Annotated in this window: 11 protein-coding genes and 1 riboswitch; of the genes, 5 read left to right on the top strand and 6 right to left on the bottom strand. The window is 47.7% G+C overall.

Annotated features, from left to right (window positions below; all coding sequences use genetic code 11):
• Both VP504_RS25290 and VP504_RS25285 read right to left on the bottom strand, forming a co-directional pair.
• Entirely contained in the window at nucleotides 1-990 is a 990-nt protein-coding gene (locus VP504_RS25290; protein ID WP_325894760.1) for an HlyD family secretion protein, read from the bottom strand.
• Between the two features lie 6 nt (nucleotides 991-996).
• On the bottom strand, nucleotides 997-2,430 hold the full coding sequence (locus VP504_RS25285; protein ID WP_325894759.1) for a TolC family protein: 1,434 nt from the start codon (nucleotides 2,428-2,430) through the stop codon (nucleotides 997-999).
• A gap of 531 nt (nucleotides 2,431-2,961) precedes the next feature.
• On the opposite strand from VP504_RS25285, the gene VP504_RS25280 reads away from it, so the two are divergent.
• The gene (locus VP504_RS25280; RefSeq protein WP_325894758.1) at nucleotides 2,962-4,488 is read left to right on the top strand and encodes a diguanylate cyclase domain-containing protein; all 1,527 of its coding nucleotides are present in this window, start codon (nucleotides 2,962-2,964) and stop codon (nucleotides 4,486-4,488) included.
• A gap of 240 nt (nucleotides 4,489-4,728) precedes the next feature.
• Here VP504_RS25280 and VP504_RS25275 read toward each other — a convergent pair whose 3' ends face one another.
• The 3 genes from VP504_RS25275 to VP504_RS25265 form a co-directional block, all read right to left on the bottom strand.
• Nucleotides 4,729-6,645, bottom strand: a complete 1,917-nt coding sequence (locus VP504_RS25275) for a BCCT family transporter (RefSeq protein WP_325894757.1) — start codon at nucleotides 6,643-6,645, stop codon at nucleotides 4,729-4,731.
• A gap of 290 nt (nucleotides 6,646-6,935) precedes the next feature.
• Nucleotides 6,936-7,592, bottom strand: a complete 657-nt coding sequence (ribB, locus tag VP504_RS25270; RefSeq protein ID WP_325894756.1) for a 3,4-dihydroxy-2-butanone-4-phosphate synthase — start codon at nucleotides 7,590-7,592, stop codon at nucleotides 6,936-6,938.
• Between the two features lie 164 nt (nucleotides 7,593-7,756).
• Nucleotides 7,757-7,918: riboswitch (FMN riboswitch) on the bottom strand.
• An 82-nt stretch (nucleotides 7,919-8,000) separates the two neighbouring features.
• Nucleotides 8,001-8,999, bottom strand: a complete 999-nt coding sequence (locus VP504_RS25265) for an AraC family transcriptional regulator (RefSeq protein ID WP_325894755.1) — start codon at nucleotides 8,997-8,999, stop codon at nucleotides 8,001-8,003.
• A 128-nt stretch (nucleotides 9,000-9,127) separates the two neighbouring features.
• On the opposite strand from VP504_RS25265, the gene VP504_RS25260 reads away from it, so the two are divergent.
• The 4 genes from VP504_RS25260 (at nucleotide 9,128) to VP504_RS25245 (ending at nucleotide 11,871) form a co-directional block, all read left to right on the top strand.
• The gene (locus VP504_RS25260; RefSeq protein ID WP_325894754.1) at nucleotides 9,128-9,487 is read left to right on the top strand and encodes an MFS transporter; all 360 of its coding nucleotides are present in this window, start codon (nucleotides 9,128-9,130) and stop codon (nucleotides 9,485-9,487) included.
• Nucleotides 9,480-10,703, top strand: a complete 1,224-nt coding sequence (locus tag VP504_RS25255) for an HlyD family secretion protein (RefSeq protein ID WP_325894753.1) — start codon at nucleotides 9,480-9,482, stop codon at nucleotides 10,701-10,703. The genes VP504_RS25260 and VP504_RS25255 overlap by 8 nt, the downstream gene beginning before the upstream one ends.
• Before the next feature lie 112 nt (nucleotides 10,704-10,815).
• Entirely contained in the window at nucleotides 10,816-11,301 is a 486-nt protein-coding gene (locus VP504_RS25250; RefSeq protein WP_325894752.1) for a DUF2127 domain-containing protein, read from the top strand.
• A gap of 204 nt (nucleotides 11,302-11,505) precedes the next feature.
• A complete protein-coding gene (locus VP504_RS25245) occupies nucleotides 11,506-11,871 on the top strand; it encodes a DUF4870 family protein (RefSeq protein WP_325894751.1) in 366 nt (121 codons plus the stop codon).
• A 46-nt stretch (nucleotides 11,872-11,917) separates the two neighbouring features.
• Here VP504_RS25245 and clcA read toward each other — a convergent pair whose 3' ends face one another.
• Complete coding sequence (clcA, locus tag VP504_RS25240) at nucleotides 11,918-13,327, bottom strand: H(+)/Cl(-) exchange transporter ClcA (protein ID WP_325894750.1); 1,410 nt, start codon at nucleotides 13,325-13,327, stop codon at nucleotides 11,918-11,920.
• Between the last annotated feature and the right edge of the window lie 80 nt (nucleotides 13,328-13,407).

Below are 13,407 nucleotides of genomic sequence, written 5' to 3'. Positions count from 1 at the left end.
TTAACCCTGAGATTGTTCTGAAACCAGAATGCTCATGCCTGCACGCAAACCTTCAATTGACTTCAGGGGGCGGGCTTCCACCTCAAAGGTGCGCATATCATAGCCATTCTGACTATTAGTGGCACGCCAAGTGGCGAAATCACCCAATGGCGCAACGTGGGTCACTTCGAACTCGTAAGCTTGCGCTCCCAGAGAAGGAATGTTCGCCTCAAATTGAGTGCCTTTGGCAAACAGACGAAGTTTGTCTTCGCGAATATTGAAGACTGCCCAGGCATCTTTCATGTCGATGACAGTGACAACAGGGAAGCCTTGTGGGGCTAGCTCGCCAGGATGAAGCAGTATTTGGCTGACCTCGCCCTGATACCAACTGCGGATTTTGGTGTCCTTGGCGTAAGCTTCCACTTCTGCCACTGCACCGGCGGCCATACGGACTTTCTCCTGCGCGGCGCGTTTGGTCTCTGAACGCGCGCCGGCTTTAGCCAGTTCATACATTTGAAGTGCAGCGTTTTCAGTGTACTTTGCCGCCTGCCATTGGGTGTACGCTTCATCACGTTTTTGCTCGGCTGCCACGCCTTCCTTATAAAGCGTGTCTACACGTTTGAATGTTTTGTCAGCTAATTGGGCGGCTGCCCGAGCTTTTTGCCATTGGTCACGTGCTGCGCTGATTTCCTGCTCACGCGCGCCACTTTCAGCTTGCTCAGCCATAGCGTCTGCCGCTTCCTGTCCCGCTTTTGCCTGCTCCAGTTTCGCGTCTAACTCTGGGCTATAGAGAGTGAAAATCAAGTCGCCTTTATTCACTGTTTCACCTTTACGCACTAACACATCGTCAATTCGGCCCGCGACTTTTGAGGAAATACTGTATTGCTGAGCTTCAATCTGACCTTGAAATCGTTCTGGAACGGGCTGGTAAGCCTGATAGAAGCTATATCCAATCCAACCAAAAACGGCAGCAGCAGGTAAAGCCAGTGTGATAGATTTCAATTTGCTCATTGTGAATTATCCCTGTGTTGGTTTGGTTAAATGGATAGCTGCCGCCTGAAAATCTGGGAAACGGTTCATTTCACCGCTGACAGCGAGTAGGCGAGAAAGTGACAGTACATATTGATAAGACGCCGCAAGCTGTTGGGTTTTGATGCTGGCGAGATAAAGTTCAGCATCCACGACATCAAGTGATGTGGAGAGTCCTTGTGCGAATGCTTTTTCTCGTAAGCGAAGGTTTTCCCTTGCGAGGGCAATACTTGAATCAAGGCCTTGATATTCTTCCAGTGCTTGCCCTGCTTCACGCCAGGTTTTCTCTATTAAAAGCGAAAGATCCTGTTCAGCCTGAGCACGAAGGTGCTGAACCTGAAGTGCTTTACTGTGGGCGGCTTTTACCTTATCTGAACGGCCTCCATTGTCGATAAGCGGAATACTCACGCCCACGCCAACGGCCCAGTCCGGCGCTAGCTCTGCCGTTAGTGAATCGCCTTCATACAGGTTGTAGTTGCCATAAAGGTAAACCTGCGGATAGAACTTGCCTCTCTCTAGATTGATCAAACCATCAGCCTGGTGGCGCTTGGCATCCAGCACTTTCAGGCCAGGATAGTCAGCCAGCGTTTTGCGCATAAACGGTGCCATTGCCGGCACATTTTCTTGGGTGAAAAGAGCGCTTGAAGGTGTCACGGGCGAATTGCTTTTTACCAGTGTTTGCAGCGCAGCCTGTGTGATTTCCAGATCTCGTTCGGCTTTGCGGCGTTCTGTCTTGGCTTTGTCGTAAGAAACCTCAGCCTGTAAACGTTCAACGCGGGCTATTTGGCCTTGTTCCTCCAGCTTTTTCGCATGGTCGAGATGCGTTGCCAGTCCTTGCTCAACGTCAATTCTGGTGTGCAATACCTGCTCAGCAAGCACGGTTGCAAAGTACACTTTCGAGAGGTCTTCGAATTTTGCCTGTTGAGCCATTTGCATCAGGTAACTGGCTTCGTCTCGCTGAGCGTTAGCAATATCTTGAGCTGCCAAAATACGACCACCCGTAAAAATCGGCCAGATAGCGCGTATAGAACTCGTATAGATGTCGCGGTCGGCTAGCGTGGTGGTCAACAAGTTATCGAGGTTCCCCATCAGTGCACCTAACTGAGGAACGGAAGCAGCCAATTGACCCAATGCATCACCACCATTCATATGGTGAGCCAACTGGGACGGTTTGAGTTCCACATCCTGATCCAGACGTGTGTAATTACCGCTGAGTGAAATCGAAGGAAGATGGTGTGCCGAAGCTGCGTTTCGCATGTGCTCGGCGCGCTGAACGTTAGCTCGTTCTGCGGCGATTGAATCATTGCGGGTTAGCACGGATTGCCACGCCTGCTGAAAGCTCATGGGGTCTGCGTTGGCAATACCGGGCAAAAGCGCGAATGCAATGATTAAACGGACAAAGAAGGAGTTTCTGGCAAGCATAATGGTTTCCGCATGAGGAAGTTGTGAATATGTTAGAGCTTATACTCTAAAAAAGCCAGTGCTGAGTTATCCGTCGATGCCAGTGTTTTCAAAGGGGCCCCTCCCTTCGGGTGAGTTGACTGACGCCGCGCTCACAACGCCGCTCAATCTCGCTGAATCCGGCATCTTGAGTTTGTTTGGGGATAAACGAAGACAAAAACTCTGATAGGTAATAAAAGTGTTTTCGATTGCCAAATGTTTTTTAAGTGATTGAAAGTCATTTTTAATTGGGGGAGCTTTAAATGTGTATCTACATAATTTGACAATGAATATATAAATTAAGGCAGACGTAAAAGTCATAATTTATTTTTTATTTGGTCATATTCACTGCATTAATGTTTAATTTTCAGTGTGATGGTTTGAAGGGAATTTCATTACTTATGATAATTCTATTAATGCAACTTTTGTCTTATTTATGATGCGATAATCAAAGCCGCAACATGGCATTATAGACTGGGAGTTTCGCGGAAATCGCGTTTTTGGGGGAAAGCCATGGCCAATCTTTCACCATATTTTATAAAAATATCAAAATATTATAATCACTTCTTCATTGTTTTTGCTTGCTTGTTAGCATTTTCTGAATCTGTTTGTGCCAAGCCACTATCAGAACGACAAAAGATCCAGCTCGATGCCCTCAAAGGGGTGTCAATGTGTGTAGAACCTAATTGGTTACCTTTCGAATATATCAATCAGGATGGTGAATATGTTGGCGTGTTGGCTGATTATGCTGCTCTTATCAGCAACAAACTAGGCGTTACTTTCCATCTTCATCCTACCGAAACTTATCAACAAAGCCTGGAAGCGGTAAAAGCCGGGAATTGTGACATTGTTGTCGCTGAAGTCGCCACAGAAGAAAAACGTCAGGACTTTCTGTTTACCATACCGTACTTCACTTCCCACCGATCCCTAGCTACTCACACCGACACGCCTTTCGTCGACGATCTTAATAATCTCGCTCAGGAGACTATTGGTGTACTGCGGGACTCTCCAGCAGCTGAAGTTTTACCAAAGCTCTATCCACATTTAGATTTTCAGGTGTTTAACTCAACCGAAGAAGGAATAAAAAAAGTTGAGGTTAAGGAAGTTTATGGTTTTGTCAGCGTGCTTGGGTCGTTGGTATACATTATTCAAGAACACAACATCACCAATGTGAAAATAGGTGGTGTTTTGCCTTCAAACGCCAAGCTTTCTATGCTTGTTAATCGAGATCTTCCGGAATTAGTGGAGTTGTTAGATTATTCAATCAACGAAATCACTCCCTTGGATCGAAAAGAAATTTTCGAGCGCTGGTTCCCGGTGAAGTACGAGACAGGTTTTGAGTGGGGGCTGTTTTGGTCCGTCGTGTCGGCCATTTTAGTGTGTGCCATGTTTACGGTAAGTTTGTTTTATCAATGGAATATGAGGCTCAAGCGGGAAATTAGGCTGCGTCGTAGTGCGGAAAAGAAGATCACCAAATTGGCGCTGAGCGACCCCCTGACTAAGTTGGCTAACCGCATTCGTTTCAATGATGATTTAAAAATAGCATTAGAGCTTGCTGAGGCAGAAAACGGTCATGTCGCGCTTGCCATTCTTGATTTAGATGACTTCAAACCCGTTAACGATGAGTATGGCCACCCTGTAGGTGACGAATGCCTCAAGATTGTGGCTGATAGACTATTGATGCAGTGCAGGGATCAGGACACGGTTGCTAGACTGGGTGGTGATGAGTTTGCCATTGTCTATAGCGGACCAGAAAGCCGGGAGTATTTACCTGATATTGCAGAGAGGCTGATTGAATCTGTTGGCCAGCCTATATTTGCTGACGGCATCGAGATTCAGGTTGGGCTATCAATTGGATATGCGTTCTATCCAGATCATTGTGACAACCGTGACTCCCTTATTCGTTACGCGGATGAAGCGCTTTATGTGGCGAAGAAAACGGGAAAAAATAAGTTCCGTGTCTATGAGCCAGATGCGAAAAAAAAGTCTAATGCTACAGTTAGCGTAAATGAAGCCTCCATCACCACACCTCAATCTTAGCGATTCGAATCGGCTATATATACCCAAACAACCTGAAGAAGCATGATTCAACTCGCCCGAAGGGAGGCCCTCAATGCGCCCACTTCTTCGTTAAATTCCACCGGAAATAGAACGACTATTACTCTCGAAATTTGCCTCGAATTGAACGCATTGATGACCTCTGAATGCGAGCATCTTCAGGTCGTTTGGGTATAAAAAGGGGCACCAGATGGTGCCCCTTTGATGAATTGCTATGGAGGTTTACGCCATCTGCTCTTCAGCTTCTTGTTCTAAGCGTTTCTTCTCACGCATCAGTTCATTGAATTCAATGCGAGCTTGTTGAGCGGCTTCTGATGCCTGAAGTTTGTGCTCTTTCGCAGCCATAGCCTCATCTGTTAGGCGTTGGATTTGATCCAATTGTTCCTGTGGCGCATCACCCAGTTCCATACCAGTTTCACCACGTGACAGTGCTTCGGCGCGGATATGTTTCTTCAGATCCCAGATAGCATCCAGTTTCTCACGCTCTTCGTTAGCAGCTTCAATCGCTTCGTCTTTCAAACGTTCAAACTTCGCCATTGCCATACCTTCACGAGACCAAGGATCAACTTCCGGGAACTCTTCGATATTGATGGTTGGGTCTTCATAGCCTTCTTGGTGTGCCAAGTCGAGAGTAGCGGCTTTAACACCTGAAATCATCAACATCACAGCGATAACCAACAACGGAAGACCACCCACAATTGCCGCAGTTTGCAGCGTTGCCAGGCCACCCATAAACATCAGGATGGAAGGCATCACAGACAGGGTGAATGCCCAGAACAGACGGTTCCAGCGCAGTGGGTCTTCGGTCACATTGTTCTGTACCACAGAAGCCAGAATAAACGAGATAGAATCGAACGTGGTCGCGGTGAAAATGATACACAGAATCGTGAACACGGCGATAACCACGGTGCTCATCGGTAATTGCTCAAGGATGGCGAAAATGGCAGTCGTTGCGCCTTTGTCGTTAAGGATTGAAACAACATCCAACTGACCTGACAGTTGTAGCGACAGACCAAAGTTACCCAGGATCATGAAGTACAGCGCACAGCCCAGAGAGCCGAAGAAGATGGAGCCCGATACCATTTGTTTGATAGTACGGCCACGCGATATACGGGCCACAAACAGACCCATACTCGGCGCGAATACCAGCCACCATGCCCAGTAGAAGATGGTCCAATCCTGCGGGAAGTGGGTGTCTTCAAATGTACCGTAACCGCCGAAAGGTTCAGCCCAGGTCGCCATGACAAAGAAGTTCGACAGCATACGACCGATGGAATCCAGACCAGTTTCCAGCATAAACAGCGTTGGGCCAGCAAACAGGACGAATGCCAACAGACCAAGTGCACCCCAAAAGTTAATGTTACTCAGAACCTTGATACCCTCATCCATACCTTTGTAAGACGAGTAGGCAAACAAAGCCGTACACAGCAACAAGACACCGATTTGGGTGACTGTCGTAGATGGAATACCAAACAGGTAGCTGATACCTTCGTTGATCAATGGTGCTGCGAGACCTAATGTGGTTGCGGCACCACCTAAAAGACCAAAGATGAATAATACATCGATGAATTTGCCCAGCTTACCGTGGCTGCGCGCTTCACCAATGACAGGCATAAGCGCAGCAGACACCTTCAGTACAGGCTGCTTACGGACGTAGAAGAAATAAGCAATTGGAATAGCTGGGATCAGATAAATAGACCACGCAATTGGACCCCAGTGGAAAATACCGTAGGTCGCTGCCCAACGAACGGCTTCTTCACTGCCAGCCTGCAGTTGGAAAGGAGGGTTTTGATAGTAGTAAGCCCACTCGATAGTACCCCAGTAAAGGATACTGGCACCGATACCGCCACAGAAAAGCATCGCAGCCCAAGAGCCGGTCGCAAACTCTGGTTTCTCGTCAGCGTCACCAAGTTTGATTTGTCCGATATCACTGAAAACGATGTAAGCCATAAAAAAGAAGGCAGCGATACCCAGCGCCAGGTACATAAAGCCCAGCTTGTCTGTCATAAAGGTTTTTGCAATCGCAATCCATTCTGCGCCTTGGTCGGGCCAAACCAGCAGAGGAACGATGACCGAAAAAAGCAGCCCCAACGCACCGAAAAACGTCGGCTTGTCGATGAGCTCAAAGTGTTTTTTCATAAAATAAACTTCCAGTTCACAAGGTTATGGTTGGAAATTCTCATTTTGAATTCAATTCATATCAATTCGGGTATTGAATTCTGAAGATAAAAAAGCTCGATGTGATTCGCTGTGTGAATGTAATTGTGGCTGGATAATATTTTTGATGAATTTTACTTTCCGAAAGAAGGGGCGTGATTAACAACTTGTTAATAGCTTGCAGAGTGAGAGGAATTATTCTTTTACAAAATAAAGATCGCTCATCAACCTAAAGGTGTGAGCGACCTCAAAATTACATGTCGTTCTAAAGATTAAGCGATCTTTTCCGCCCACATCAGGCGGTATTGCACCATGTCTTCAATGGTCAGCACTGGCATATCGTGCTTCTTGCCGAACTCGACGATCTCTGGCGCTTTTGCCATGGAGCCATCTTCATTCTGCACCTCACACAAAACACCGGCAGTCGAAAGGCCGGCCATTTGCATTAAATCGATAGTGCCTTCAGTGTGACCACGACGGACAAGAACACCACCTTTATGGGCGCGAAGCGGGAATACGTGGCCGGGACGTGCCAGATCAGAAGGTTTCGCATCTGGGTTCGAGGCGGTCTTGATAGTAGTGACGCGGTCAGCAGCAGAAACGCCGGTTGTGACGCCCACTTTCGCTTCAATGGAAACGGTAAAAGCCGTCTGGTTGGCGCTGTTGTTATTGGCTACCATTGGCTGAAGTTCTAGCTTGTCGGCTTGTTCTTCCGGTAGGCACAGGCAAACAATGCCGGAGCATTCGCGGATCATCAGTGCCATTTGCTGAGTGGTTAGGTGGTCTACAGAATAAATAATGTCACCTTCATTCTCGCGATCTTCGTCGTCGAGAAGCAAAACGCCTTTACCCAAACGCAGTGCTTCAAGCGCCGCTTCAACGCGCTCAAATGGGGTGCCAGAAAGTAGAGATGTGTGAGTCTGATTCATGGTAACTCCTAAGTTTAAATACCAGAATCAGGGCGTATACCCAAACGACCTGAAGATGCAGGATTCAGCTTGTTTGGGTATGGATGAGCGCAAACTGCGAATGCAGCTATACGCAATCCACCGATCTTCGGCGAAGCGAACGCCGCCGTGAATCGGTGCATTTTTATCATCCTCTTTCATCCGGACTATGACCGTCGGCCTTGGCGTTTCACCAAGTCTGCTGACCCCAAGCATGCGCTTGGGCGCTCGCGGGCTCGCCAGTCTTACAATGATTTGCGTGCTGACATACCGCCGGTGGGGAATTTCGCCCCGCCCTGAGAATAATGCTCAAAATGAGCAAACAAATATTACTGTGTTTTCAATCGAAAAGGGAAGGGAAGATCGGCTGCGTGCTTATTGTTTGCGCGATCAGTGTTCCATGCGTCGCATGTACTCTTTCGGCGTACACCCACGGACGCGTTGGAAGGCTTTGGTGAAGCTTTGTGGGTTGCTGTACCCAAGTAGACGGGCAACCTCATCCGGGGCATAGCCCTTTAACATGTACCTCGCCGCAATGTTATTCAGCACATAACCCCGCATGGACGAGAAACTGAAACCCAATCGATGTAATCGCCGCTGCAATTGCTGCGTGGACAGACCCAGTGTTGATGCGACCGTTTCCAAAGAGGGCATGCCGTAATGACGGGTGAAGTTCACGACTTCATACAGCGCTTTGGTGGGGTCATCGCGTTGCGGCATATTGACCAGTTCATCCAAATCAAACAAAGAAATCAGTGTTGCTTTGTTATGGTCGCGCGGCACGGCATGTTCCAAAAGTAGCAATTTGTTATCGAACCAGACTTCCGTCATGGCACAACCTGTCTTCACTTCACATCCAAACCATTCGCTTGCGGCGTTGATATCGATATCCGCCCCTTTGAGCCTGACGGCCAGCGGAGCAAATCCTTCATGGGTAAAATGTCGAAGTACGGAAGTCATCATAATGGCGACGCGCAGTGAGTCGATACCTGCCGCCGTTCCTGAGTAGTCGTTGTCATAACACCACTTCAACAACTTTCCTGATTGCCTTCCCACGTAGTGAGCGCCTGAGTGGAAGCAGCTTAAACCATAGTTAATGCGCCTGAATGTCACGGCCAAATCCGGTGCAGACATAAACCAGTTTGCTTTCAAATCAATCGAAGAAATCGTCAGAGAGTCGGTAATCTCGAGCGGGTATGAGGGATTTCCAGAAAGGTCAGCGATTTCCTTCAGCCAAGCATTCACTGCCGCATGGGGGACGAGTGCCATTTCATCGCTATACAAAGAGGTTGGAATACCCAGTTGTTCAGGTGTTAAGTGATATTTCGAACATGCTCCACTGATCAGAGGGCGGATATAGGCGATACGGATAAATGAGATGTCGAACATGTATATCACTTTATTGTGGATAGAAGGTCTCAATATATACGGAAAATTAACGTAATCAATCCATATCAAGGTGCCGCTAATCTTCCTGTGTGAGCATTCACGCATTGAATGAATGTCGGAGTATTTGAATGAGCCTGTTGGCAACACCTTTTGTAGATACCACCACGGATACTGTCCTTCATGTGGTCGCGCTAGTTGTACTTTTAGGGTCGGTTGGCGCAATCGCTTTTGGTTTTTGGAAAGTTCATGAATTGCCTTTAAGCAAGGCCCGAAAAAAGCAGCATCATCAAATGGGACTGATATCTGCACTGACATGGATTGGTTTTCTCTGGCATTGGGTGTGGGTAGTTGCCGTCATTCTCGCCTTTGTGGATGGAGAGAAAGCACTGAGAAAGATTCGGGACATCTGGCGTGAGCCGAGTGCGCCAATCAATGAAACCGAAATCACCACAAAGACAGTTAGCGAAAAGGAGGAAAATCATGCTTGAAGGTTTAGCCGTATGGGCCCTCTTTATCTACCTACTTCGTTTGGTTGGCATGCCGTGGAATGTTTATAGCAAGGCATTTGCGTATATCGGTGGTGGTTCTTGGCTGATTTTCGTTTGGATTGGCTTGTTGAACTTTACGCCGATGGATTTAACGGGTGGTTCAGTGGTGCAGTCTCCGCATATTCAATTACGTCCTGGTTCAAATCAAATTCGCGGCAATGTCGATCAAATTTATGTGAGCCCGAACCAGCGCGTTGAAGAGGGTCAGCTTGTTTACACGCTTGATGCTGAACCTTACGAAATCGCTCTTAATCGTGCTGCTGTTGCCGAGCATGCCGCAAACGTGGTACTCGAAGTGGCGATCCAGGATGTCTCTTTGAATGAACAGCAATATGAAGCAACGAAAGCTGATCTCAATGTGCTTGAAAGCCAGATGGCAGCAGCAAAAGAAGATGCTAAATGGAAGGCGAGCCAACTAAACCGTTACATCACTCAAAACAAGCGTGCGCCTAATACTGTGACGGAATCTGTGATGGATGAGCAACGCAATAAAGTCCAACTTGCTGAAGCGCAAATCGCGACGCTCGAAAAGCAAATACAAAAGGCGGAGATCGGGGTTGAACAAGCACGTTTGATGAAAGAGAAGTCAGTGCTGGCAGTTGCGACTAAAGAAGCTGAGCTGGAAAGTGCAAAAGAGAATACTGCGCAGGCCGAATGGAACCTTGAACAAACCCGAGTACGCGCGCCGGCAGATGGTTATGTGACTAACTACATAATGCGTGAAGGTCAGTATGTAGGCATGGTCCCTCGCATTCATATGTACACAGACGAAAAATATGTGCTGATGCGAGTGAATCATCAGGCTATCCGTAATGTGAAAGTAGGGCAGTATGCTGAATTCGCGAGCCCGGTTTATCCCGGTAAGATCTTCAAAGCCGAAGTGGAAGGTATTGTAGAAGCGACGGGTGAATCTCAGGCTCGCCTGATTGCCACTGACGACAATGTACGCATGACAACGGGCTCAAACCTTGCCAACAAACATCACTTTGTCAGGCTGAAACTGGAAGAGCCGGAAGGCTATGATGTTCCTGTTGGCGCAGTAGGTTTGGCTTGGGTCTCTGGGGAAAAACCTATCGGGTTTATGAGCTTCCTGGATGTGATTCGCGGCATCATCATCCGAATGAAAGCGCAGCTTTACTTCATTTATTCGATTTAACCGACATTCTTCTCCCAAAGGGCTCTTTAAGAGCCCTTTTTCTTGTGCCTGTGACTCTGTCTCATCGTCATTCTGCCCACGCTTAATAAGCTGTTGTTGAGAGTGCCGGAATGTGAACCATCAAACGATACAAAGTCACCAACCCAAAGGTTTGCGAGCTATTGCCATGTTGGAAGCAGGTAAAGGCTTATTGGCATTGATTGTCGGTCTTGCACTGCATGAACTGGGAGGTATGGAAATTCAAGCGTTATGCGAACAGATGCTGCGCCACTTGCGGCTCAATCCCGCAGGGGAAATCCCAAGTGTGATTCACAAAGCGCTGACTAGCGTTGATGACAGGAATCTGACCATATTTGCGTTAGGGACGTTACTTTATGCCATTGTGCGCTTTATCGAAGCCTATGGATTGTGGCGGGCTTTTGGTTGGACAGAGTGGTTTGCCCTCGCCAGTGGTGCGATTTATTTACCTTTCGAAGTTTACGAGGTGTTTACCACTGGGAAGACCTTGGCATATTTAGCACTGGTAATGAATTTGTTGGTGGTGGGCTATATGGCCTTGATTATTCAGAAGCGTTACCGGAACAAGCCAAGTGCTTAAAAGACCGCTTTATATCGCAAAATGAATAGAAAATAACATTTGCACTATGAATGGGATTGGCTTGGTCATATTTGCATGATTTATGGGTGGTTTCTGTGTTTGTAACGGGGTTTGTTTGAATGTTTATTAATGTGTTGATTTGGGTCATTTCAATGAATTAACATGCGTTTTTTTCACGCTCACGTAAAAATAAGTACAAATATAATGACAACAGATACAAAGCCTTCAAAGTTTAAATCTTCAGCCATGATTGCTTACATGCTGCTGCTCAGTGGCTTGCTGACATTTGGTATTTTCAGCATTGCAGGTGCCGTTTTTGCTTACTTTAAACGAAAAGAGGCGATTGATGCTGGTGAAGACATGTATGTCGATCACTTCCGTTGGATTATTCGAACCTTTTGGATTGCGTTACCGCTGGCGATGATGAACCTTCTGCTGATCCCATTCGGCATTGGAATGTTGACTGCAGGTGTGACTTACCTTTGGGTGTTCTACCGTGGCATGTATGGTGCAAAAGTCCTGACTGACCTAAAAAGCCCTTACAGCGACCGCCAAGTCAAGACGGCGTAAAATTGGCTGTTTCCCCCCTAAAAAACCGCTCTTCGAAGCGGTTTTTTTATGTCGAGGTATTTTCAGTTTCAGCGCATTCAGCTGCTTTTTGCTTACTCAGGGTACGTTGTAATAGCTGACTGTAGAGCGGTTTTCCTCCCATGGCTTGCGCCGTCATGGTTGCACCGAGAGACGTAATCAAAAGAGGGAGGATAAGCTCATAATTATGGGTGAGCTCGATCACTAAAAGTATTCCGGTGATGGGCGCGCGAACGGTAGCGGCAAACAGTGCGCCCATTCCTGCAACAGCAAACATCCCGATAGTGATGTCGAAATCGGGAAACACCAACATACATACGGCGCCAAAACATGTACCGAACAGCGTTCCCAGCGCAAGCATGGGGGCAAAAATACCGCCGGGTGCGCCGGAACAAAAACACGCGAGGGTGGTGACTGTTCGGGCCATGAATAGTATTAAAAGCATAGAAAGCGTAAACGACCCGCCAACGGCATCTGTGATCAGGCTTTCACCTGCGCCAGTTAATCGAGGCAGAAAAATGATCATCACACCAAATATGGCGCCGAGCGCTCCGCCAATGCCGATAAACCGCTTCGTCTCATCTCGGTGCAGGCGCTCGAAACTGTCCATACTCCAAACCACCATTCGGTTGAACAGCACGCCAAAACCGCCAAACATGAGCCCCAGAATCAAGAAAAGCCCTAGGGCTTCTAATGGCACATCAGTATGTGCTGGTAAGGGGATCATTGCACCCTGACCCTGAAAATATCGGTAGGTAATGGTCGCGACAATCGCGGCAATCATGACGGACTTAATCGAAATCAGGTTGTAGCGGAACTGAGGGCGCATCTCTTCGACGACAAACATAATTCCCGCGAGTGGTGCGTTAAAGGCTGCGGCTAAACCCGCGGCAGCCCCTGAAGCCACTAAGGTGTGGCGACTTTCATCATCATTCAGCCGAAATATATCAGTGATCATTCTGCCGACACTGGAGCCCATTTGTACCGAAGGTCCTTCACGCCCCAGAACCAGTCCTGCTCCGATTGCCCCAATACCACCAAAGAACTTCACTGGAATCACCCGCCACCAACGAACAGGACGAAGTCCATCAAGTGCGCCCTCTATTTCAGGGATCCCAGAACCAGCTGCTTCCGGAGCGACTTTCTTTACCAAAAAGAAGCCGCACGCTGAGAGCAAGGCACTACTGAGCACAACTGTCACTATGGTGATTAGCGACATTTCGCCATGGGCTTTTGACCATTCATTACGCTGCGCGATGACCCACTCAATGGCGATGTCGAAGAATGTACACAAAAGGCCAGCCAACAAGCCGACAAATACAGCAAGGAAAAGAATAGGAAGCGAGCTTTGATGGCTGGCGAGAAATCGACGCATCACTCCTGATTGGGGGTTACGTGCTGCTGCACTTGCCCGCCCTCCTTCTGTTAGCTCGGCCATCGCTTGCTTCCTTTGTTCAACTCGTTTCAGCATAGAGCAGGAAGGAAGAGGGTTATTCTTCGGAAATGATACAGTCGTGA

This window comes from Grimontia sp. NTOU-MAR1, assembly GCF_035758505.1.
GTDB classification, from domain to species: domain Bacteria; phylum Pseudomonadota; class Gammaproteobacteria; order Enterobacterales; family Vibrionaceae; genus Enterovibrio; species Enterovibrio marinus.
This window is presented reverse-complemented; position numbering and strand designations above follow the sequence as displayed.